Genomic DNA, 21,731 nt, shown 5'->3' on the forward strand with positions numbered 1-21,731 from the left:
CGTGCTCCTTCAGAATGCCGATAATCTGTTCGTCCGTGAAACGGTTGCGCTTCATTCCCTGGTCCTCTCAATGGGCCAGAGCTTACTTCAAAATGGATTATTTCAACGGGGCAAGGTCATCGACGATAGCGGCGTCTATGTCGACTATCCCGAGTTGATCGTATTGACTGACGAAGAACTTGGCGCGCTAGCGCCGATAATGCGCGATATCACAGAGGAAACCGGCATCCCCGTCCGCGCCGGCCGAGCCATCCACGGCGAAACTCGGCGACTGCATCCGGACTATGCCGTTCAGGATAAGCATAGATCGTCGAAATAAAAGCAACTTCGGAAACTGAGAGGCGGCGCAGCCGCCTCTCGATTAGTTGCGTCCCGTGTGCGAGGTACATGGCGTGACCGGCTCCGTGACAATTTCGATTGACTGTCAGGATAACGCACCGAATTGCAATACTGCCCGGACGCCGAGGAGCGCCACCAGATCGAAGTCGAACTGGAAGCGGCACGTCAGGAACTCGTACGTCGCAACGCCGATGGCCCGCCTCCAGAATAGTGGCCGTGCGTTATCTTGCATCGACCGCAACCTTGCGGACGTATCGTCGGGCGGCGACAGAAAGCGATCGTTCAAGTCGCCGCTGCCTTGACGAACCGGTTGGGTTCGACCACCGCATTCATGTCCTTTCTCCGGAAATAGATCGCCCGTCCGCAACGCAACGGACTGTGACCCTGCACAATGATGATCTGCTCGTCCTTGCGCATCGACTGGATGATTTCGTGCGGCATAATCAGCGGTCTGCGCTGAAGGCTGACACTCTCTGACCGCCTTGAAGCTTTGTCGGAGCTGCTCCCGCCAATGTTGCGGGACCGGCCTTCGACCTCAACAGTCATTTCACCACATTGAGCGGAAACGTTGCGGGCCGTGTCGAGCGCCTTGATCGCCGCATAGGATGCAAAGGCGCATCCATCGATCCAGGAGGTCGCGCCATCACGGCCAAAGTGCTTTTCGAGCTGGCCGACCGATTGATACATCAACATCAGCGTGATGCCGTATTTCCGGCCGTAGTCGCGGGCATCCTCGAGCACGCGCATGAAGCCGAGCAGATCGATCTCATCGAGCATGAAGAGTGCGCGGCGGTCGAAGGCCCCATCGGCCTGGATCATGGCATTGATCAGTGAACCGACGATGACGCGGGCAATGCCCGGATAGCTGCGCAGGATTGAGGCGGGAATGTTCAGGAAAACGTCGATCGCGCCCTTGACGATATCGCCCGATTTGAACGCCGCCCCGCAAACGAGCGCGGCATAGTCGTCGAGCGACAGCCATTGTGTATCCTTCGACGCGGTGGAATAGACGCCACTGAAAGTCTGTTCCGTCATATTGGTGAAGACGCCCAGCGTCTCGCGGACAAAGGCCGATTGCGATGTTTCCTGAATGTCGCGCAACATCGCCAGCACAGACGGTTCGGGCTCGGAAACGATTTGGCGCAGACTGCGAAGATCGCGTCGACCGGCATAGTCCGGAGAGAGCATGACGTGCGCCAGCAAACCCGTCAGAAGATTGTGCGCCTGGTTCTGGAAATATGACCCCGTCGAGGTTTCGATCCGAGAGCTTTCCGACAAAAGCATGTGAGCAACCGCGACGATGTCCTCTTCCTTGGATTTCGAGGTTTCGATCCAGTCGAGAACGTTGAAGCCCCAAGCGGGATTGGATGGGCTAAGTATGATGCAGTTTCGTTTGAGCTTCGATCGCCGATGGGTAACAACCATCGGCGCTACTTCGGTCGAGGGATCGAGGCAGATCAGCGGTCCGGTATAGCGCAACGCTGTCGGAATAACGTTGCTCGTGGTTTTGTATCCACCTGAGCCAGCGAAAAACAGCATATGAGTGGAATCGAAATCCTGCCTATAGGTAAGCAACGGTGCCTTGCCGCCTTTCCCCCAGGTTGACCGGTCGTCAGGCCGAAATGGCACACTGTGGATCGTCTCCAGATCGACCCGGTAGCGCTCGCCAATGACGATTTCGCCGTCCGCCGGAAACTGAGTGGCGGCGGCTGACATTGACAGCCAATCAGCGTCGCCGAAGGTGCCAAGCCGGGCTCGTTTGACCGGTCCGCCGACGAATATGGACATACGGGCGGAGATCGCCACGATGGCAAAACCACCGACTGCGCCTGCGGCTGCATAGAGATCCAGATAGGAAAACGCAGCTGCCCAGGTGATCACTCCAGACTGAACGAAGGGGGACAGCCGGACGTGCTCCCGCACAGCGTAAAATCCGCCAATGCAGACAAACGTGATCAGACTGACAAGTGCGATCGGTCTGCGCCGGTGCAGAGGCAAGACGGCCACAGTAATGAGCCCCGAAATCGGTCCAAAGAAAAGATTGGGGATCGGCGACGCACGCATGAACCAATAGGCATACTCAGGCGCAACCATAGTCGCCATAGTCGCCATCGTCGGCCATTTGTATGCTGTGATAAGTAGTGTCGTAACGCTCACTGCTATTGGCACGATTGCCAGCAGGATTATTGGGCTGAACCGTCGCTTCGCCGTCATCCCGCACCCTTTCCTTATAGCTTCGTCAGTGCGCGGGCCTCCGCCCGAAAGGCCTCCGTACCGAGTGCGCACAGCCGATCATGCTCCACCGCCCCGATTGGTACCCGGCTCGCCTCGATCAGCGCGCCCAGCAGGAACGCCCGATCGGCGTTCCTTAAGCCTGCCTTGATGATTAATCCGCCGAGGATGATCTTCTCGCGGGTTTCGCGCTTGCGCTCTTGCGTCATCCTGCGTTGCCGCTTCCGTTCGAGAAATACAATCCGCTGGTCCAGCCGCCTAAGCGGTTGGACCAGCGGATTGTTGGACCCTTTCGCGAAATCGCGCGACGATCTCTGCGAAAATGGCGTCGAGCTCGCTGTCGGGAATATCGAGTTCGGCGAGGCCGGCTTTCTGCGCCACCCGGGCGAAGCGCTCGCCGGCTTTAACCAGCAGGCTTTTGCGTCTCGCCCGCAGTGTTTCGATCTGAGCGTCGATTTCAGAGATGGTTGTTTTTGCGCGCACGTCTCGTCCTTCCTTTGTCTGCGATGAGCCACAATAATACTATCATGTTTATGATAGTCAAATCCTTTGGAATGAGGTAGGAAAATGAAATTCTGAACCTAAAATCGTTGAGGAATGCAGCCTTCTCGGCAAATGGCGCAATATACGTCGCGGTTGCGACGCGTTTAGAAGAGGAGTTCGAGCAAATTTGGCTATCATGTTTGTGAGGGCTCAGGTGATCAGCCGGGGTGCCGGCCGCAGCATCATCTCTGCAGCGGCCTATCGTCATCGCACCAAGATGGTGGACGAACAGATCGGTAAGGAATTCCGGTACTATGGCGGGGCTGCGGAGCTGGTGCATGAAGAGCTTGCTTTGCCCGCCGAGACCCCCGCATGGCTGAAGGCGGCCATAGATGGGCGCACGATCGCTGATGCCAGTAAGGCGCTCTGGAACGCGGTCGACCGTTTCGAGACGCGCTGCGATGCGCAGCTTGCTCGCGAGATCATTCTCGCACTTCCGGTGGAATTAAGCCGCAAGGAGAACATAGAACTTGTGCGCGACTTTGTGCGCGAGAACCTTACGTCGCGAGGAATGGTTGCCGATTGGGTTTATCACGACAAGGACGGCAATCCGCATATCCATATCATGGCAACGCTACGCCCTTTGGCCGAGGAGGGGTTCGGGCCGAAGAAAGTCGCGATCTTCGGCGACGACGGTCAGCCGGTACGCGTCAAAACGCCCGACCGACCTGAGGGGAAAATCGTCTATCGGCTGTGGGCAGGCGACAAGGATGCGATGAAGAAGTGGAAGGTCGCCTGGGCGGAAACGGCAAGCCGTCATCTAGCGCTTGCCGGTTACGACTTACACCTTGATGGTCGTTCCTACGATGAACAAGGACTTCGCGGATTGGAGCAGCGGCATTTCGGACCAGACCGTGCTGCGCTTGTTCGTAAAGGCATCGAAACTTATTTTTCACCGACGGCATTGGCCAGGCGCTATGAGATTGCCGACCGGCTCACGGATGATCCGACCTTGTTGCTCAAGCAACTCACCAGCGAGCGATCGACATTTAACGAGAGAGACATCGCACGCGCGCTTCATCGTTATATCGAAGATCCGATCGTCTTTGCCAATGTACGCGCCAGACTGATGGCATCGGACGATCTGGTGATACTGCAGCCGCAGCGGCTAAATAGCGAAACCAGCAAAGTCGAGCGGCCGGCGGTGTTCACTACGCGCGCTCTGGTCAGAATCGAATATGAAATGGCACGCGTGGCAATTAAGTTGTCAAAGATGAAAGGCTTCGGTGTCTCGAAGTCCTGTGTTGACGCCGCCGTTGCATCAATTGGATCCGAAAGTTCTGCCGGAGTTGTTCGGCTCGCCGCAGAGCAAATCGATGCCGTCCGGCATGTTACCGCCGGTGGCGCCATTACTGCGGTCGTCGGTGTGGCCGGCGCCGGTAAATCGACAATGTTGAGTGCCGCCCGTACCGTTTGGGAAATGGAGGGGCGGCGTGTCGTAGGTGCGGCACTCGCCGGCAAGGCTGCTGAGGGATTGGAGGAAAGCTCCGGCATTCGCGCCCGCACCATCGCCTCCTGGGAGTGTGCCTGGGGGCGAGGAAACGATCTCCTCAAAAAAGGTGATGTGCTGGTCGTAGACGAGGCCGGAATGGTGTCGTCACAACAGATGGGAAGTTTGCTGAAACGCATCGAGGATGCGGGTGCAAAGGCTGTGCTCATTGGCGATCCGATGCAGCTTCAGCCGATTCAGGCAGGTGCGGCTTTCCGGGCGATTGTCGTGCGCATCAGCTCAGCGGAGCTGGCCGGAGTCCGGCGGCAGAAAGAGGAATGGGCGCGTACTGCTTCCAAGCAATTTGCCCGCGGCGATCTGAAAGCTGCGCTTGCCGCTTATGGCGAACGCGGACATATCGTTTGCGCCCAGACTCGTCAGGGTGCCATCGAGCGCATTGTCGGAGACTGGACAGATGCACATCGCAAATTGGTAGCGAAAGCGGAGGCGGAAGGTCGCGAACTTCGTGGTGACGAATTGATTGTGCTCGCACATACCAATGACGACGTAGAAGTGCTGAACCGTTCTATTCGCAATTTGCTTTCGACGGACGGATTGTTGTCGGACGGCAGGCCGTTCCTGACCGAGCGCGGTATGCGGGAATTTGCGGTTGGTGACCGGATCATCTTTCTCGAAAATGCCCGGTTCGTCGCGCCACATGCCAAGAACCTTACCGTTCAGCACGTGAGGAACGGCATGCTCGGGACGGTTCGCTCGACGGCAGCTGGAAGTGGGACGGCGCTGCTCACGGTCCGGCTCGACAATGGACGCGAGGTGTTTTTTGCCGAGAACACCTATCGCAATGTCGATCATGGTTACGCAGCCACCATCCACAAAAGCCAGGGTTCGACCTTTAATCGCGCCTTCGTGCTGGCGAGCGGCATGATGGACCAGCATCTGACGTATGTCGCGATGACCCGCCACCGCGATCGCGCCGATCTTTATGCAGCGGCGGAGGATTTCCAGCGAAGGCCGGAATGCGACAGACCGCCGCGTGCCGACTACACAGACGGGGTTACCGGCGAGCTTGTCGAAACAGGTTTTGCGAAGTTTCGACCGCGAGACGATTTAGGTCCAAGCCCCTATGCCGATCTTAGTATTGAAGATGGAATGACCCATCGACTGTGGGGCGTCAGCCTGCCGAAGGCGCTAAAGGATGGCGGAGTGCAGGTCGGCGATACCGTAATGCTTCGAAAGGACGGGACAGAAAAAGTCACGGTCAAGGTTCCGGTCATCACTGCTGGCATAAGGCGCTTCGAAGTGCGTGTTGTCGAGCGCAACGTCTGGACGGCGGATTTGATCGAGAAGGCATGCGACCGACAACTCCGGATTGCCAAAGAAAACCGTTTGCCGGACCTATTCCTGCAGCTGGTTAGACGGCTCTCGCGTTCGGGCAGAAAAACGACGACGCTCGATTACGTGACGGAGGATGCATACCGATCACTGGCAGACGACTTCGCGCAGCGCCGCGGGATTGAGGTTGTGTCCGGCTGGAGTCTGGTTGAGAAAGCCACTCGGACATTGAGTTGGGTTTCCGATCAGCGTGGTCGTGTGGTCCGGCTATGGCAGCGTGCCAACGCCGCGCTTGATACGGCGATTGATCAATCCGAACGCATTGAGGCAAGCAGTGGTGCCGCCACGCGCCAGCCTACTAAGATCCGTAGGGATGGTGATCCGGAATTACTCCCGGCAACGATTTCGTTCTCGCGGACACTCGAGGAGGATGCACGTCTTGCGCATCTCGCATCATCTGCCTGGGCGGAGCGGGGGGCAATCATCATGCCTTTGCTCAAGCGGATTTACCGCGATCCGGTAGCCGCGCTTGCGCGGTTAAACGAACAATCCTCGAATACCGCCAAGGATCCGCAGCTGATTGCAGACGGGCTTGCTCGGACGCCGAAAGCACTCGGGAACCTGCGTGGCGCCGATAACCTTGTCGACGGTCTAGCGGCCAGGAAAGAGAGAGCGGCGGCATTGTCAGCTGTGCCAGAGCTCGCGCTCTTGGCACGAGCTCGTGCGACAGAGTTTCGCAGACAAGAAGGACGCTTCCTCAACCGCGAGCGAATGCGCAGATTGCATATGGGCTTCTCCGTTCCGGCACTTTCAAAAAATGCAAGAGCGCGACTTCTGGAGATCGAAGCAGCCGGGGAGAAAGGGGGCGATGGCGCTTTTCGGTCCGCTTTCCGGATCGCCACGGAAGATCGCTCAGTTGTCCAAGAGGTCAAGGCCATCGACGAGGCCCTAACCCGTAGGTTCGGGTGGCTTGCGTTTTCCGATAAGGCAGATGGATTCGCTAAGCGCGACACGGCGATGCGTATGCCGGAAAGCATGGTGGAGGAAACGAAGGTCGAACTGACTGCGCTATTTTCGGTCGTTAGACGTTTTGCGGCACAGCAGCGCATGATCGAAAAACGCAAGCCCGCCCAACTCATCGCTCCGGCAGCATATGCCCCGCAGTATGCGGTCGGGCGCTTGCCAATGTTGCCAGCTGTAACCGAATTCAAGAACGGTGTGGAGGATGAGGCGCGGCTCAGGGCGGTGGAGGCCGAGCATTACCGGCAGGAGAGGGCCGTATTCGGCCGGGATGCAGTTCGGATCTGGCGCGATCCGGCCGCCGCGGTCGCGACGATCGAAAGCCTTATAGCAGTGAAGATCGACCCCGAGCGCATTGTCCATGCCGTTGTCGCCGATCCCGCCGCCTATGGCGCATTGCGTGGCTCGGACCGGCTCTGGGACAGGCTCCTGGCAGAGGGACGAGAGCGCCGGGAAGCATTGCAGTCCCTCAATACTGCCACCGCCAGCATTCGCGGCATGGCGCGCTCCTACACTGCCGCCTACGAGGCGGAGCTGCTGGCAGTAAGCGCTGAACGAAGCCGCATGAGTGTCGCTATACCAGGGTTGACCAAAGAAGCCGAGAGCGAACTCCGTCGCTTGACGAGACAGACAGAGAAGAATGCGAAGCATCTGGCTTGGAACGTTCGGGCGATTAATCCGGATATCCGTTCCGAGTTCACGACCGTCTGCAAGGCGCTCGATGCACGTTTCGGACCGGGAGCATTCGCCCGCGGCGACAGGGACGTGAATAAAATGGTGCCGAAATCGCAGCGGGCCGCATTTGACGCAATGCGCCATCGTTTGCTCGCGCTTCAGCGCGTCACCGGTGCCTACAAAGCAGAGGAGGCAAGCGCGGAGCGCCAGCGCCGAGCGATCGACCAGGCACGAAGTCCACCGCTATAGGGTGTCCTTAGCCAGAACAAGTAGGTAATTCGCCCTCGTAAGTTGACACGATCGGCCCGTCAAAATTATTCAGATCTACAGCATCGAAGCGCATATTCCCGATCAAGCGGCAGTCTTCGACACGACCGCCCTGAGGCGAATGCGCTTACCAGATCGAGTTGTAGGGAGTCGCAGAACTGCACTTGACGATGAGCCGGTGTATCAACGCCGGGACCATTTCTCTTGTATCAAATCACGCGGGTTTAGCGGCAGTGACGGAAGCGGTCTTTTTAAGCTGGCGCCGTGCCCGAAGATACACCACGTTCCGGCCCGAGCTCTGAACAACTCTTGCGATGTTGCTGCCGCGAAGCTCTTTGAAGCCGAACACGCGCAATCGCCGCGCGGAAATTCTGCGTTGCAGCCAAACTCGGCGCCGGCGATTGCTAGCGCCGCGCAGCGCGGCTGGTCGCCGGCTCCAGCCCCTTGCCGCGATAGGCCACGGGGATGCCCAGCGTCTCATGGGCCGTGGCCAGCGTTTCGAGCCAGATCGCCAGTTCCGCCGGTACCTTTTCGTCGCCCGTTTCCATCGCCTCGATCCACGCCAGATTGCAATGAAGGGCGCTTGCGAGATTGATGGGTGTCCAGCGAAGGGCAAGCAGGCATTGGGTAAATCGCGCGGGGGTCATTTCTTTGCTCAAGATTGCGGTGCGTCCGTACAACGAGGCTTTACACGCAGAAATGAGTCAAGGTGATGACTTGTCGCGCGACGATCACGGGATCGGGCGTCTGATCCACAGCGATCGTCAGGATCGCGCAAAACGTGTCGTGATTGGCGCGCGCGGTGTCGAACTTGCGTTTGTCGGCGCCGGCCGCTAATCCCGGCAATGATGGCAGGTGACAGCGACTCGCACAGCGCGAGTGGACATGAGGACAGCCAAGACCGGGGCGACTGACCGTTGAACGCGACCATTTACCAGTCCGCCATCAACATTGCCGCAAAGGTCGGCCTCTATCTCTCGTTGACGATGTTCATCCCTGCGCTGGTCGATCTCTATTTCGGCCATCCAGACTGGAAGGTCTTCGCCGTCTCGGCGTGCCTGATGGGCAGCCTCTCGCTTGTGACGGTGGCGGCAACGCAAGGCGGACCACCGGTGTTCAACCGGAAGATGGGCTTTCTCCTCGTCAACCTGCTGTGGCTCGTCGTCTCGTTCGTCGGTGCCGTTCCCTTCTGGCTGTCGTCGGTCAATCTCGATTTTGCCGAGGCGCTGTTTGAATCTGTCTCGGGCATCACCACGACGGGCTCGACCGTCATCGCCGGCCTGGACAACGCACCGCCGGGCATCCTCGTCTGGCGTTCGCTGCTGCACTGGCTCGGCGGCATCGGGATCGTGGCGCTCGGCCTGTTCGTGATGCCGTATCTGCGCGTCGGCGGGCTTTCGTTCTTCAAGATGGAATCATCCGATACCACCGAGAAACCGTTCGCGCGCATCGTCACCTTCACGCGCGCATTCGTGTTGATCTACATCGTCCTGACGGTCACCTGCGCCATCATCTACGGCTATCTCGGAATGAACCGCTTCGACGCGATCAATCACGCGATGTCGACGATCGCGACAGGCGGCTTTTCCACTCATGACGCCTCGCTCGGCTATTTCAACAGCCTGCCGATCCTGTGGGTGGCAACGTTCTTCATGACGGTCAGCAGCCTGCCGTTTTCGGTGCTGATCATCTTCATCGTGCGCGGGCGACTGGACACACTGAAGGATCCGCAGATCATCGTGTTCCTGTCGTACCTCACGGTGCTTGCGATCGCCGCCAGCCTTTTTCAGCGGCTGGAAAACGGTGTCGCCTTCCATGAAGCCCTGGCGCATTCGTTCTTCACCGTATCGTCGATCCTGTCGACGACCGGCTTTGCCAGCGATGACTACATGCTTTGGGGCGACTTCATCGTCGCGCTCGCCTTTGCCGCGACCTTCATGGGTGGATGTTCCGGATCGACGGCCGGGGGCATGAAAGCCTATCGCTTCATCATCGTCTTCAATTCCATTCGGGCCGGCCTCTACAAGCTCATCTACCCGAACGCGATCCATACGGTTCGTTACGGCCATGCACTGGTCGATATCGACGTGCAGCGGACAGTCTTCTTGTTTTTTACGGCCTATATGATGATCTGGGCTTTCGGCAGCCTGGCCATGGGCGCCTTTGGTTATGACCTGCTGACATCGGCGTCGGCGATCGCGACGGCGCTTTCAAACGTTGGTGCAGGGCTTGGCCCGATCATCGGCCCGGCCGGAAACTTCTCCACCTTGTCCGATCCGGCGCTCTATCTGTTGTCGATCATGATGCTGCTCGGGCGTCTCGAGATCCTGACCGTTCTGGTCGTTCTGACGCCGCTGTTCTGGAAGGATTAAGAGAGCCCAAGCGAGTTGGGCTCCCACCGTTCAGACCGGCTCGGCTTCGCGTTGGGTCGCAGCGTTGTCGACGTAGTATTTTTCAAAGCGGTGGCGATAGTGTTCGGCGGCGCCGAAATCGCTGTATTTCGCCAGTTCGCGCATGTCCGTCTTGTTGAGGATCACGCCGAGGATCTTGGCGTTGATCTGCGGTTCGGCGTGCAGCAGGTCGCGCACGAGCCGTGACGGTGTGCGGCCCCATTCGGCGACAAAGAGGAAACCATCGGCAAGCGGCGAAAACGCCTTGGCATCGACGACAGGGGCGAGGGCCGCGAGGTCGACGATCACATAGTCGAAGGACTTGCGCGCATTCTCGATGAGGTCCGCCATGGCCTGCGAGGCGAGCAGCTCGTGGCTGTCATGCGGGTAGTGGCTGCTGGCTTCGCCGCCGACCGGGAAGATGGCAAGCTTCGTCTTATGGTCGATCTTGATGCCGGCCGGCCATGATGTCTCTCCGGTCAGCGCTTCGACAAGTCCCGTCTTCGGCGCCGGGGTGATCATCTTGCTCAGGCCAGGCTTGCGGATATCCGCATCGATCAGCAGCGTTCGCTTGCCGCTGGCGGCGAGAAGGGCGGCAAAATTGGCCGCCACAATCGATTTGCCCTCATCGGGAACGGCGGAAACGATGCCGACCACACGGCAGGCGTTTCCATGCAGCATCTGGTCACAGGCGAGCTTGGCGTTGCGGAACGTCTCGGTAAAGGAGGAGCGCGGCGCGTCGAGCACGATGCGACTGACGCGTTCGAAGGGCACCGGTTCCGGCATCGGTTGGGGTGGTCCCTTGTCCTTCACCAGCCGGGCGCGCATGTGGTCCGCGGCTGTCGGCGCGCGTGGGCCGATCAGCGGGACATAACCGAGCGACCGGTGCCCGAGGATAGTGCGCACGTCGCCTTCGAGACGGAACGTCCGCTCGCGGAATTCCTGAAACGCGGCAAAAGCCCCACCTGCCATCATGCCGAGCACGGCCGACAAAGCCAGGATCATCGTTTTCTTTGGGCTTGAGGGCGAAACGGGCACGCCCGCTTCGGAAATCACCCGCGCCTTGGCGATCGGGAAGGAGCGCTGCTGTGCCGCCTGCTCGTAGCGACCGAGATAGGATTCATAAAGCGTCTTCAGCGCCGCCGCCTTCTGCTCGAGTTCGCGCAGATGGACGAGCGATCGGTTCGCGTCGGAGTTCCGGCCGGTGGTTCCCTCGATGTTTTCACGCAGCGAGGCTTCGCGTGACCGCGCGACCTCATATTCATTGCGATAGCTCGATGCGAGCTGCTGGAGTTCCTGGTAGATCTGGCGGCCGATATCGTTCTTCTCGGTCCGCAGCGATACGGCCTGCGGATGGTCGGCGCCAAAGCTCTGGGTCACTTCCTGCTCGCGCTTGCCGACCGAGAGGTAGCGGGTCCTGAGATCACGGATGACGGAGTTGTCGCCATCCTTCGACGAGATCGTCGCGTTGTCGACGGCTTTCTCCGGGCCCTGTTCGACGATGGCCTGGAACTGCTTGTAGCGGGCCGAAGCGGTCGCCGTATCGGCCTGGGCGATGATGAGCTGGCTGTTCAGGTCGGCGAGCTGCTGTTCCGACATAAGCTCGCCCCGCGCCGAGGTCAGCCCGTTGTCGGTGCGGTATTGTTCCACCTCCAGCGAAGCGACCTGCGATCGCTGCCTCAGGTCGGCCAGGCGCTCCTGCAGCCACACGGACGCCCTTTCGGTTGCCTCGAAATTGGCGTTCAACTGGTCGGTCAGGTAGGAATCGGCATAGGCGCGCACCACCTGTGCCGCCAGCTGCGGATCGCTTGAGCGGTAGGAAAGTGCGACGACCGAGCTTCGCGACACGCGTTCGACGGCGAGGCCCTGCTGGATGAGTGCGGCGGCCTTCTGTCGCCGGCCACTGCGCGCAGCCTCTTCCGTTACCTCAGGACCGCCGGCAAACACGCCGGTGATCGTTTTCATCCAGTCCTTGACCACCGCGAAAGGTGAGCGTGGCGGATTGAGGATCGCGTCGTTATCGGCAAGGTTGATCTTGTCGACGACGCGCAGCGCCAATTCACCGGATTTGAGGATCTCGACGGCGCTTGCAATCTGCGTGTCGAGCAACTGGCTGTTTTGCGGCGAAGCCTCTTCCTCGGCGTATTTGGAGAGGTTCTCGTCGAGCAGGATCTGGGTCATCGACGTATAGTTCGGCGTGGCGAAAAGCAGGTAGACACCGCCGAGCACGACGAACAGGGCAACGAAGAGCCCGACTGTCTTGCCGCGGCGAACGGCCACCGAAAAAAGCCGGTCGAGATCGATGAAGCCATCGGATTCCTCGGCTTCCCGGGGCAAGACGCTACTGAACGGTAGACTTCTTTGTTTCATTGGGTCGCTCTGTCCGTTTCCATACAGTCTATCGGCCGGCGCCCCCTATTCGGGGCGCCGGAACCGGGCTTATGCCGCGCGGATGCGGCCTTCGTGAGACAAAACCATGTCCCTGACGGATTCGTAGACCAGGTCGCCGATATCCGAACGGGCGAGCGCAAAGGCGACGTTCGCCTCGATAAACCCTTGCTTCGATCCGCAATCGAAGGTCCGGCCATCATAGGGGTGGGCGTGGAACGGCTGGTCCTTGGAAAGCTTCAGCATGCCATCGGTCAGCTGGATCTCGTTGCCGGCACCGCGCTGCTGGCGGGCGAGAATGCCGAAGATTTCGGGCTGGAGAACGTAGCGGCCGTTAAGATAGAAGTTCGACGGCGCCTCTCCCGCCCTTGGTTTTTCAACCATTTCGGTGACCGCGAAACCATGGGGAACACTCGCTCCCTTGCCGACGATGCCGTATTTGGAGGCATCCTCCGGCGCGCATTGTTCGACGCCGACGACATTGCCGCCGGTTTGACCATGGAGATCCATCAGGCCGGCCATGCAGCCGCGCGCGCCATAGGAAAGCATATCGGGCAGGAGCAGCGCAAAAGGCTCGTCGCCGATCAGGTCGCGTGCGCACCAGACAGCATGGCCGAGGCCGAGCGGCGCCTGTTGCCGGGTGAAGCTGACGGAGCCGGCCTTGGGCAACATGCTCTCGAGTTCGGAAATCTGGGCGTTCTTGCCCGAGCGCGTCAGCGACGAAATGAGCTCGGGCGTGTCGTCGAAGTGGTCTTCGATCGCCTGCTTGTTCCGACTGGTGACGAAGACGATGTGCTCTATGCCGGCCTCGCGGGCTTCGTCGACAGCATATTGCACAACCGGCCGATCGACGATGGTCAGCATCTCTTTCGGAACAGCCTTCGTCGCGGGAAGGAAACGCGTGCCGTTGCCGGCAACCGGAATAACTGCTTTTCTGACAGTTCTGATACGGTCCATGGCATTATCCTTTTTTTGTGTGAGGGCTTTTGCCCGAGGTGGATCGTTCAGCCGCCACTGTCATCGTGGCGGGCTTCAAGCGCGACAGCGGCGCAACGAGGCGGCGCAGTCGCGCGGCGATCGGCATCCGGAGATGCCGGAGCGCGCGCGGGCTGGAGAGCGCCGTCTTGACGGCGCTGCCCAGCGATCTGGATTTGATGTGTTCAACGAGTTGCAGGAAGGCGCGCGCCTCGAAAAGGCTGCGGCTGCGCTTGCGCTGCATTGCCATTGCACCTGCGTCGATGGCGTGGGTGCTGAGGAAGTCGGCGTCAGTGGCGATCATCGCATCGACATGGCGCAGTTCAAGTACGCGGGAGATGGAGCCTTTGCGGATGTGATAACGATAGCCGGCGGACGGATCGACAACGCAGCGCCCGCCTTCGGCAAGGGCCGAGGCCAGCAGGATGTAGTCTTCGCCGATACGGATATCTTGCCTGAAGCGCAGCTGCTTCTGCTCGAGAAACTGGCGCTCGAAGATCGGCTTCATGTAACCGAAATTATAGGTCGCGCGGAAAAGCACGTTTGACTCGATGAAGGCGGCAAGGGTGAGGATCGGTGCCTTCTCGAGCGTTGCATCGACAAACATCCGCTCGCGCCGGCCATCGAGGTTCAGGACTTCCAGATTGTCGACGGCGATGTCAGCGCTTTCGCGACGCGCGCTGGCTATCATTCGGGCAAGTCTCGCGGGGCGAACCGTGTCGTCGGCATCGAGGATGGCGATCCATTCGCCGCGGGCTGCATCGAGCCCGGCATTGCGCGCGCCGCCCGGGCCGCGATTGGCTGGAAGCCGGAGCAGCCGGATACGCGGATCGGCCAAGGCCGCGACGATGGCTGCGGTGTCGTCAGGCGACGCATCGTCGACGACGATCACTTCGACCTCGACGTCTTCCTGGGCAAGCGCGCTGTCGATCGCGCGCGCGATTGTATCGGCCGCGTTGAAGGCAGCGATGACAAAGCTGACATCCGGATTGGTTTTCGTCATCGCGCCGCCACTTCCGATGTGCCGTACTGCTCAAGCTCGCGAACGCCGAAAAGGCCGCTGACGACGCCGGCATGCATGATGGCGCGCAGAGCATAGCGCGACCGGGCAACCGGCGAGGCGACGAAGAGCAGGCTGGCGGTAGCGCAGTAGCCGGATTTGGCCGCGGCACGAGCGATCTCGACCGCCTTGCCGCTGCCTGCCGCGGCTTGCGCAAGCAAACGGCCATGGGTCTGGCCGGAGCGAAAGCGTCGCTTTGCCAACCATCGAAAGCTGGCGCGCGTTTCCGGCACGATCTCGTAGACCAGGGCATCCGATGCATAGGCAAGACGGCCGCCGGCCTCGTGCATATGGGTGAAGAACTCCGTATCCTCACCGCCTGTTCGGCCGAGCGCGAGGTTGAAACGCCGCCCTGCAAGTGCCGGGCGTTTGGGGTCGAGCAGGACGTTGCAGGTGTAGCCCGTCACAATCTCGCCGCCGACCCACACGGGTCGCGTCGAATGAAAATCGCCGCGCCGCATCCAGGACGGTGCGGACAGGTCATACCCGGCGCGGACCGGGCCGAGAACCGCCTCGGCCCCGGTGGCCGCGGCCGTTTCCAACAGACGCACCAGCCAGTCACGCGAAACCGTTTCGTCGTCGTCGACAAAGGCAAGGTAGTCGCCGTGCGCTTTATCGAGGCAGGCGTTGCGGGCGATCGAGATGTTGCTTGCAGGGCAATGCACATAGTCAATCTCAAAGGGAATTTCGAGCCTCAGCGCGTCGACAAGGCCGGCCGCACTTGGATGCACGTCGTTGTCGGCGACGATGATGCGGATTGCCGTCCCGCCGGGCACCGCAATGGCAGCGAGCGAGCGCAGCGTTTCGGCAAGCTCGGCCCGACGAAACGTGCAGACCGCGATGTCGACGCGAACATCTCCGGTCATTTCGGTGGCTGTCTCGGTCATGGTGCGACCCGCCTGCTGCGAAGGTCAAGCAACTCGCGCCAGAACCCGGCGGACCAGGCGAAATGCATCACCATGGCCGAAACCGCGGCCAGCGGACCGTAAGGATTCTTCTGGCCAAGTGCCATCCAGGCGCCGTAACCAATGCAGGCTGCGGCCCAGAGGACGACCGGGACGACGGCAATCCAGTTGATGACGGCAAGCAATGCGCCGATTGCCACCGGCGCCACGGCGAGCGGCAGCAGTTGGCGCAGGCTTGGCACGACGCGATGCTTGAGCACATTGCGGGCTCGGCCCCGGCCATAGCTGAAATACTGCCGGAACAGCGGCCCGATCTTTGCCCGGGGATAATAGACCATGCTCGTTCGGTCGGTCATCCAGATACGGTAGCCGGCCTTGCGGAACCGATAGTCGAACTCGGCGTCTTCGTTGTGGCTGAAGCTCTCGTCATAACCGCCAATTGCCGTGAAGGCTGCAATCCGCATCAGCGCATGATGTCCGTGGTCGGCCCAATGGCTGGTAGCCCCAAGCCGGTGTTTGGCGCCGCCATTTCCGAGTTTGGAATTCTGGGCGTAGGCCGTTGCCTTTTGAAAGGGCGTGAAGCCGACCGTCTGCATGGCAACGACGACGGAGTCTGCGCCCGCTGCGGTCACTTCCTCGACCAGCCTCTGGCAATAGTCGTCCGGATAGGTGCCGTGAGCATCGATGCGGAGAAGATAATCGAAGGACGAGCCATACTCGGCTATCGCAAGATTGATTGCGGCGCTCTGGATGCGCTGGGGATTATCGAGCGTCAGGACCGACGGATCGTCGTCGGCCAGCCGAGCCGCGATTTCACGGGTGCCATCGGTGCTGCCGCCATCGACGATCAGGACGACCGCATTGAGCGGCGCGATCGACGGGCGAAGCTTGTCGACCAGAGCCTCGATATGCTCGGCCTCGTTCAGGCAGGGGATGACGATCAGGCTGCGCGTCGACGTCAGATCTGTTGTGTTCATGACAAACCACCTTCGTTTTGACGGGCGTGGGAAAGCGGCGTCGCGGGCTCCGGGGCCGTCGATGTGATTGCCGACAAACGCCTGACGAGGTTCTCGCAGTCATTGCGGCCAAAGACCCAGGTATCGGAATTGCAGGCTGAAACCCGCCCCGACGCATCGGCGTAGCGGTCGGCATCGACGGCTCCGAGAAGCGAAACGAGGTTCTCCGGCTCTGCTTCATCAAGCAGAAAACCGATGCCACGGACTGCCAGGAAGCGGGCGGTCTCCGTACCGCGCATGGCGATCGGAACCCGACCGTAGCGGCAGCCCTCATAGAGCCGGTTCGGAAGCAGCCATTTGGAGTTCTGGCCTTCCTCGAAGAAATCGATCGCCCAGGTGAAATCGATCTCGTCATAGATCGCACCGAGGTCTTCGGGGCTGCGATAGGGACCGTGGAAGGTCATGTACGGCTCCTTGCGAATGAAGCCGTCAAAATCATCGAATTCGGAATGGGCGGGCCGGCCGCGAAGGACGATTTCGAAGCGGCCTTCCATGCGACGGGAAAACGCCGAAAGCAGTTCGAGCGACTTGCGGCAGCGCAGTGCGCCGAACCAGCCGATCCGCCAGGGGCCGTTCGGTCGCGGTGTGGTAACTGCTGCGACCTGTGGGCTGTCGCGCTCGCCGAGCTCCAGCACCTTGTTCTCAAGCAGCATGACCGGCGTATCCAGCCCAGAGAGCGGGCGAAAATAATGCTCGACGAAGGCGGGAGAACTGGTGATCAGCAGCCGCGCATTGCGTCCGAGATAGGCCTCACTGGCACGTATGGCCCGTCCGGCCACATCCTCGCGCAGAAGCAGGCGATGAATGTCGAGGCATTCATAGACAACGGGAACATCGCCGCCGAACATGGAAACCGCCTTGTTGGCGATGGCCAGCATGTCGAGGTTGCGCGCGATGATCAGGTCGGGCCGGCTGATGGCGCGCAACTTGGCGGGCAGAGACAGGCAGGCCTTGGTGATGGCTGCAACGCGCTGGGCAAAGCGACCATCGCGCGTGGTGCCGAGTTCGATCGGGTCGATGCCGTCGATCGCCGCCAATGCGTTCGCACCACGGCGAAAGCCGGCGAGCGTCACGCGTGCGCCGCCCGCCGTAAGCATCAGGATCCGGCGGCGAACCGCGGGGTCAGCCAGATCCTGCGCAAAATAAAGTATCTGCAGCATGAAAACTTCCGTTTTCCTGCTCAGCCCGAGCCAAGCATGATTCAAGAAATCGTGCATCGCAACGTTTGGCGTTGCGATGCACGGATGCGGCGGCGTTCTGCCGTCCTCAGTTCAATTTGCAGGCGACGGATTCAGCGAACTGGCACTTTTCATCAGGCGCGGTGAAGGCGATCCGGTCTACCTGCAGCGCCGTCGGTCCCTTGTAGGCGAACGTGCCCATCCAATCGCTGAGCGTGTCGGTGCCCCACAGGCTGAAGAAGATCTTCTGGGCGTTGGTCGGGATCTTGGCGGGATCGGTCACTTCGTGGACCAGTTCGCCATTGACGTAATAGCGGATCCGCTCCTTCTCCCAGACGAAGGCGTAGTCGTTGAACCCTTGATTGGCGCCGCCCGGCACGTCGGCGAGCTTCTCGTTGCCGCCCTTGGCCGACACATATTGATTGAGCTGCACCTTTGCCGGGTTCTTGCCGAGCACTTCGAAGTCGATCTCGTCATGCGGCTTTTTGTCGGCGGGGCCGATATAGGTGAAGAAGGCCGAATTCAGTCCCGATCCGTCGGCCGCCTTGATGCGGGCTTCGTAGGTGCCGTGGCCGAAGCGCTTGCGGGTCTGGATTTCTCCGCAGGCATAGTTGCGCTCGCCCGTCTTGCCTTCCTCGAACTTCAATTCGAGGATGCCGTCGACGACAGCCGCCCGCTCCTTCGACCAGGTGCAGTTTTGGTGCGCCCCGTTGTTCCAGCCATCCGAAACATACCAGTGGGCAGTGTCGAGCGTGTCGAAGTTGTCCAGGAACGATGTGCCGGTGGCACCTTCCTGTGCCATTGCGGAGCCGCCAAGGCCGGCGGCGAGGATCGTGAGCAGGGCGAGGCGGTGAGGTCGGATTGATCTCATGGTCAGGTCCTTTGCTGTGGCGAGTAATCGGAGCGACGACCTGTGTCCGGGCGCGCATCGGCTTGGGAGGGGCCGGTGCGGCTGCCGGTCAGGACGGCGGTGAAGCCCGGTGCCAGGCGCTTGGCGAGGCCATGCGCGGCGACGAGAATGACGATCGTGATGAAGGGGATCGTAAAATAGAACAGCCGGTAGTCGGTGATTTCGGTGCGGTTCCAGGCCATCCAGAAAAGGATGAGCAGGGGATAATGGGCACAGAAGATCCAGAAGCTGAGGCCACCGGCGCGCGCAAGGCGTTCACCGAACCGTGTGCGCACGAGAAGTGCTGAAACGGCCCAGGAACCGACGATGCCGGAAAGTGCTGTCAGGCCGCGCAGCATATCGGCCCAGAGAGGGAACTCCGGACCGGTCTGGTAAAGAACGATCGAGAGCGCGACAGCAGCTGCGAGGAAAATAGCGGCGATCGATCGGGCATAGGGGTCGAGCAGCTTGGCGTCGATGCGGTGCAGGCTGACATAGATACCGGTGCAGAAGCCGAAGAGGATCGATTTCTTCAGGAAGACGCCATTCGGCAGCGGAAGCACGGCATAGGCGAGCAGAACGCCAAGAGTTTGCAGCGGATAGCGCTTGATCAGCCAGGCCAGCAATGGCGAGAGCAGGATGCATAACAAAAGATCGCGCAGAAAGTAGAGCGGGACGTTGATCGGCAGGCCCTCGAGCGCGAAGGCAAGGCTCAGCCATTCCCGTGGGGTGGCATTGACGACATCCGGCAGGTAGCCGAAGCCGATATTCCCAAGCTGCGCGAGATAGACGAGTGCCAGAAAGGCCAGGTTCCACAGGAGGAAGGGAAGCAGCACCGTGCGCGCTTTGGTTCGAAGCGTCTTCTTGTAGTCGAACGTGTCCAGACCTCGGCGGAACATGAGATAGCCGGAGATGGCACTGAGGCAGGGAACGCCGACGCGAAACAGGCTGTCGCCCAGAAACACGCGCAGCCAGTCCAGGAACCCATAGGTTCCCAGGAACGGGCTCGTCTGCGGATCATGCGGCACATGCACGAAGACGATGCCCGAGATCAGCATGATGCGCATCAGATTGATCCGCGAGGAAATGTTCGCGTCCATCGCCACGATGTCCGTCACTCCTATCTGCCAGCGCCATTTTCGGCGCCGTTTCAACAGAGCAGACTAGAGCCCGCATCGATTAAGCTAGGGCAGGGGCGTGGATGAAAATATGGCGTTGCAACAAAAGAATCAGTCATGTTTTGCTGCGATGCAGCATTCGCCACATTTCGAATTCACCTCAGATCGATCGCGAATTCACCGCAGCAGTCCTTAAAAGCGCACCCGTTGTCGCATTTTGCGGAACATGCTCATATTCTCATAAGCTGAAGTCTTTGGTTGAATTGATTGCGATCAAACGCCAGCAAGGATTGTAGAGTTTTTTCCGTTGACCATTGTCAATTCGGCGTTTTTTGGCGGCGGCGGCGGGAATTGCGGCGAGTGTAAGGCACTGCCGACGTCGCCAACCCCTATCATTCCGCGGGTTCTGGCGCGGCACCCACCGCGCCGCGCTGACGGATCATCCGATATAGTTTCATCAGCAATTTCCGCTCGGTCAGAACCATCAGGATAAGGTAGATGAGGCCGCCCATGGCAGCGCCGGCCAGCACCTGCAAGATGGCGTTGGGAACCAGGGGGCCGAATCGCTCAAGCAGAAAACGCACGGCAAGCGCCATGGCAAAGGCCGCAAACATTGGCCGGGTCGAGACGAAGAAGCCTTTCACGAACGGCATACGGTCAGCCCGGAAGACCACCCACGAATACCCGATCAGAGTCAGAACGTTGACCGTGCAAAGCGCGATCATCGCGTCGATCAGCGAGCCGTTGATGGCCGCATAGGCAACTGCGCCGGTGGTGATAACCGCCCGGATCACCGCCCACCAGAACAGGACCGCACCCTGGCCGATACCCTTGAGATAGGGCACGTAGGTGCTGCACGGTGTCAGGATACCCTTGGACAGCGCCAGCAGTCCGAGAACCGGCCAGGCCGCCGCCCATTGGCTGCCGAAGAGCACGAGCATCGCCGGCTCTGCGAGCGCCCACAGCCCGAACATCATCGGAGCCAGCAGCACGGTGGTGACCTGCGTGCTCAGCATCAACGCCTGCGACCGGCGCTCGCGATCCTCGCCCATATGGCTGAAGGCGGGGAAAAGCACGCCCATAACAGCCGAAAGCACGATCTGGTTGGGGATACTGGAGAAACGGTTGGCGGCGGAATAGGCGCCAGCATCGGAAAGGCCGAGATAGCGGGAGATCACCACCATTGGCGACTGGAAAGTGATGAAATTGGCGATCTCGGAGCCCATCATGCCGAGACTGAAACGGCTTAGGGCCCAGACGCGCGACAATGAAAAGACCAGCCGCGGCACATAGCCGGAGACGGCATAGAGCCCCGCGAGGCGAATCAGTGCGGAGACGAACAGCTGGCCCAAGAGCGACCACACACCGAACCCGGCAAGTGCCATGGCGACGGCGACGAGAGCGCCGAGCGTCTCCGAAATCATGCTCCAGGCGGCATCCTTGCTGAAATTCATGCGCCGGGCTAGGAGCGCATAGGCGACATCGCCGCCGAGCTGCAGCGGAATGAGCAGGCTCATAATCTCAAGCAGATAGGCAGCTTCGGGCGCCCCCAGCATCGCTGCGAGTGGTGCAGCAAAGACGAAAAGGCCAAGCGCCATCAGCATGGAAATCGCCAGATTCGCCCAGAATGCGGAATGGACGAGTTCCATTTCCTCGTCGCGCTGAATGATCAGCGCGGAGGCCAGACCGGCGCCGCCGATCATGGCCAGAAACTGCACGACTGTGAGTGCGACGGCGACCGTTCCAAACTCTTCGGGCGTCAGGATGCGCGCCAGAATAGGCACGGTGACAAATTTCAGCCCGAATGTGCCTGTCTTTGAGAGCACGCTCCAGCCGACGTTACGGGTGACGGAATTGGCATTGACGGTTGAGGGCATGGCGAACATCCCGTGAGCCCTTTGAAAGGATGAGTGACAAAGGACAAGCGATAGACATACGGCCGCGACCCGGTGGG

General features: G+C 60.2%; 16 protein-coding genes and 1 pseudogene. 4 read left to right on the top strand and 13 right to left on the bottom strand.

Features of this window, described 5'->3' with window-relative positions:
- Nucleotides 1-319, top strand: a pseudogene (locus BC363_RS35515) (hypothetical protein); the annotation flags it as partial.
- 302 nt (nucleotides 320-621) lie between these two features.
- Here the strand turns inward: BC363_RS35515 and traG are convergent.
- From traG to BC363_RS19415, 3 genes are read right to left on the bottom strand one after another with little or no spacing between them, the layout of a single operon-like run.
- Nucleotides 622-2,553, bottom strand: a complete 1,932-nt coding sequence (traG, locus tag BC363_RS19405) for a Ti-type conjugative transfer system protein TraG (protein ID WP_065783550.1) — start codon at nucleotides 2,551-2,553, stop codon at nucleotides 622-624.
- 14 nt (nucleotides 2,554-2,567) lie between these two features.
- Nucleotides 2,568-2,780, bottom strand: coding sequence for a conjugal transfer protein TraD (locus tag BC363_RS19410; protein ID WP_065783551.1), 213 nt, complete (start codon nucleotides 2,778-2,780; stop codon nucleotides 2,568-2,570).
- Nucleotides 2,781-2,829: 49 nt separating this feature from the next.
- The gene (locus BC363_RS19415) at nucleotides 2,830-3,054 is read right to left on the bottom strand and encodes a TraC family protein (RefSeq protein WP_065783552.1); all 225 of its coding nucleotides are present in this window, start codon (nucleotides 3,052-3,054) and stop codon (nucleotides 2,830-2,832) included.
- 187 nt (nucleotides 3,055-3,241) lie between these two features.
- On the opposite strand from BC363_RS19415, the gene traA reads away from it, so the two are divergent.
- The gene (gene traA / locus BC363_RS19420; protein WP_065783553.1) at nucleotides 3,242-7,840 is read left to right on the top strand and encodes a Ti-type conjugative transfer relaxase TraA; all 4,599 of its coding nucleotides are present in this window, start codon (nucleotides 3,242-3,244) and stop codon (nucleotides 7,838-7,840) included.
- A 422-nt stretch (nucleotides 7,841-8,262) separates the two neighbouring features.
- Here traA and BC363_RS19425 read toward each other — a convergent pair whose 3' ends face one another.
- Entirely contained in the window at nucleotides 8,263-8,505 is a 243-nt protein-coding gene (locus tag BC363_RS19425) for a hypothetical protein (protein WP_065783554.1), read from the bottom strand.
- Nucleotides 8,506-8,509: 4 nt separating this feature from the next.
- Here BC363_RS19425 and BC363_RS34530 point away from each other — a divergent pair, with 4 nt between their 5' ends.
- Together BC363_RS34530 and BC363_RS19430 are read left to right on the top strand one after the other, a co-directional pair.
- Complete coding sequence (locus tag BC363_RS34530; protein ID WP_141690374.1) at nucleotides 8,510-8,695, top strand: hypothetical protein; 186 nt, start codon at nucleotides 8,510-8,512, stop codon at nucleotides 8,693-8,695.
- 80 nt (nucleotides 8,696-8,775) lie between these two features.
- A complete protein-coding gene (locus BC363_RS19430) occupies nucleotides 8,776-10,230 on the top strand; it encodes a TrkH family potassium uptake protein (RefSeq protein WP_065783555.1) in 1,455 nt (484 codons plus the stop codon).
- A 30-nt stretch (nucleotides 10,231-10,260) separates the two neighbouring features.
- Here the strand turns inward: BC363_RS19430 and BC363_RS19435 are convergent, their stop codons facing one another.
- From BC363_RS19435 to BC363_RS19475, 9 genes are all read right to left on the bottom strand, one after another.
- Nucleotides 10,261-12,618, bottom strand: a complete 2,358-nt coding sequence (locus BC363_RS19435; protein ID WP_065783556.1) for a polysaccharide biosynthesis tyrosine autokinase — start codon at nucleotides 12,616-12,618, stop codon at nucleotides 10,261-10,263.
- A 69-nt stretch (nucleotides 12,619-12,687) separates the two neighbouring features.
- On the bottom strand, nucleotides 12,688-13,593 hold the full coding sequence (locus BC363_RS19440; RefSeq protein ID WP_065783557.1) for a UTP--glucose-1-phosphate uridylyltransferase: 906 nt from the start codon (nucleotides 13,591-13,593) through the stop codon (nucleotides 12,688-12,690).
- Between the two features lie 4 nt (nucleotides 13,594-13,597).
- Nucleotides 13,598-14,614 carry a glycosyltransferase family 2 protein gene (locus tag BC363_RS19445; RefSeq protein WP_065783558.1) on the bottom strand — a complete coding sequence of 339 codons (1,017 nt, stop codon included), beginning with the start codon at nucleotides 14,612-14,614 and terminating at the stop codon, nucleotides 13,598-13,600.
- Complete coding sequence (locus BC363_RS19450; RefSeq protein WP_139109972.1) at nucleotides 14,611-15,537, bottom strand: glycosyltransferase; 927 nt, start codon at nucleotides 15,535-15,537, stop codon at nucleotides 14,611-14,613. Before BC363_RS19450 ends, BC363_RS19445 begins: the two co-directional genes overlap by 4 nt.
- 17 nt (nucleotides 15,538-15,554) lie before the next feature.
- Nucleotides 15,555-16,553, bottom strand: coding sequence for a glycosyltransferase family 2 protein (locus BC363_RS19455; protein ID WP_065783560.1), 999 nt, complete (start codon nucleotides 16,551-16,553; stop codon nucleotides 15,555-15,557).
- Entirely contained in the window at nucleotides 16,550-17,752 is a 1,203-nt protein-coding gene (locus BC363_RS19460; RefSeq protein ID WP_065783561.1) for a glycosyl transferase family 1, read from the bottom strand. Before BC363_RS19460 ends, BC363_RS19455 begins: the two co-directional genes overlap by 4 nt.
- Before the next feature lie 106 nt (nucleotides 17,753-17,858).
- On the bottom strand, nucleotides 17,859-18,641 hold the full coding sequence (locus BC363_RS19465) for a glycoside hydrolase family 16 protein (RefSeq protein WP_083222493.1): 783 nt from the start codon (nucleotides 18,639-18,641) through the stop codon (nucleotides 17,859-17,861).
- 2 nt (nucleotides 18,642-18,643) lie between these two features.
- Nucleotides 18,644-19,759 carry an acyltransferase gene (locus BC363_RS19470; RefSeq protein ID WP_065783602.1) on the bottom strand — a complete coding sequence of 372 codons (1,116 nt, stop codon included), beginning with the start codon at nucleotides 19,757-19,759 and terminating at the stop codon, nucleotides 18,644-18,646.
- Nucleotides 19,760-20,169: 410 nt separating this feature from the next.
- Nucleotides 20,170-21,654 (bottom strand): lipopolysaccharide biosynthesis protein, encoded by a 1,485-nt coding sequence (locus tag BC363_RS19475; protein ID WP_065783603.1) that lies wholly within the window; start codon nucleotides 21,652-21,654, stop codon nucleotides 20,170-20,172.
- Nucleotides 21,655-21,731: the final 77 nt, after the last annotated feature.

This window comes from Ensifer sp. LC384, assembly GCF_001695865.1.
Lineage (GTDB): Bacteria > Pseudomonadota > Alphaproteobacteria > Rhizobiales > Rhizobiaceae > Ensifer.

Excerpts from the sequence above, each read along its gene's own strand:
- BC363_RS19425 (WP_065783554.1), bottom strand. The coding sequence starts at position 8,505 with ATGACCCCCGCGCGATTTACCCAATGCCTGCTTGCCCTTCGCTGGACA.
- BC363_RS19450 (WP_139109972.1), bottom strand. The coding sequence starts at position 15,537 with ATGACCGGAGATGTTCGCGTCGACATCGCGGTCTGCACGTTTCGTCGG.
- BC363_RS19455 (WP_065783560.1), bottom strand. The coding sequence starts at position 16,553 with ATGAACACAACAGATCTGACGTCGACGCGCAGCCTGATCGTCATCCCC.
- BC363_RS19465 (WP_083222493.1), bottom strand. The coding sequence starts at position 18,641 with ATGAGATCAATCCGACCTCACCGCCTCGCCCTGCTCACGATCCTCGCC.
- BC363_RS19460 (WP_065783561.1), bottom strand. The coding sequence starts at position 17,752 with ATGCTGCAGATACTTTATTTTGCGCAGGATCTGGCTGACCCCGCGGTT.
- BC363_RS19440 (WP_065783557.1), bottom strand. The coding sequence starts at position 13,593 with ATGGACCGTATCAGAACTGTCAGAAAAGCAGTTATTCCGGTTGCCGGC.
- BC363_RS19475 (WP_065783603.1), bottom strand. The coding sequence starts at position 21,654 with ATGCCCTCAACCGTCAATGCCAATTCCGTCACCCGTAACGTCGGCTGG.
- BC363_RS19410 (WP_065783551.1), bottom strand. The coding sequence starts at position 2,780 with ATGACGCAAGAGCGCAAGCGCGAAACCCGCGAGAAGATCATCCTCGGC.
- BC363_RS19445 (WP_065783558.1), bottom strand. The coding sequence starts at position 14,614 with ATGACGAAAACCAATCCGGATGTCAGCTTTGTCATCGCTGCCTTCAAC.
- BC363_RS19435 (WP_065783556.1), bottom strand. The coding sequence starts at position 12,618 with ATGAAACAAAGAAGTCTACCGTTCAGTAGCGTCTTGCCCCGGGAAGCC.
- traG (WP_065783550.1), bottom strand. The coding sequence starts at position 2,553 with ATGACGGCGAAGCGACGGTTCAGCCCAATAATCCTGCTGGCAATCGTG.
- BC363_RS19470 (WP_065783602.1), bottom strand. The coding sequence starts at position 19,759 with ATGGACGCGAACATTTCCTCGCGGATCAATCTGATGCGCATCATGCTG.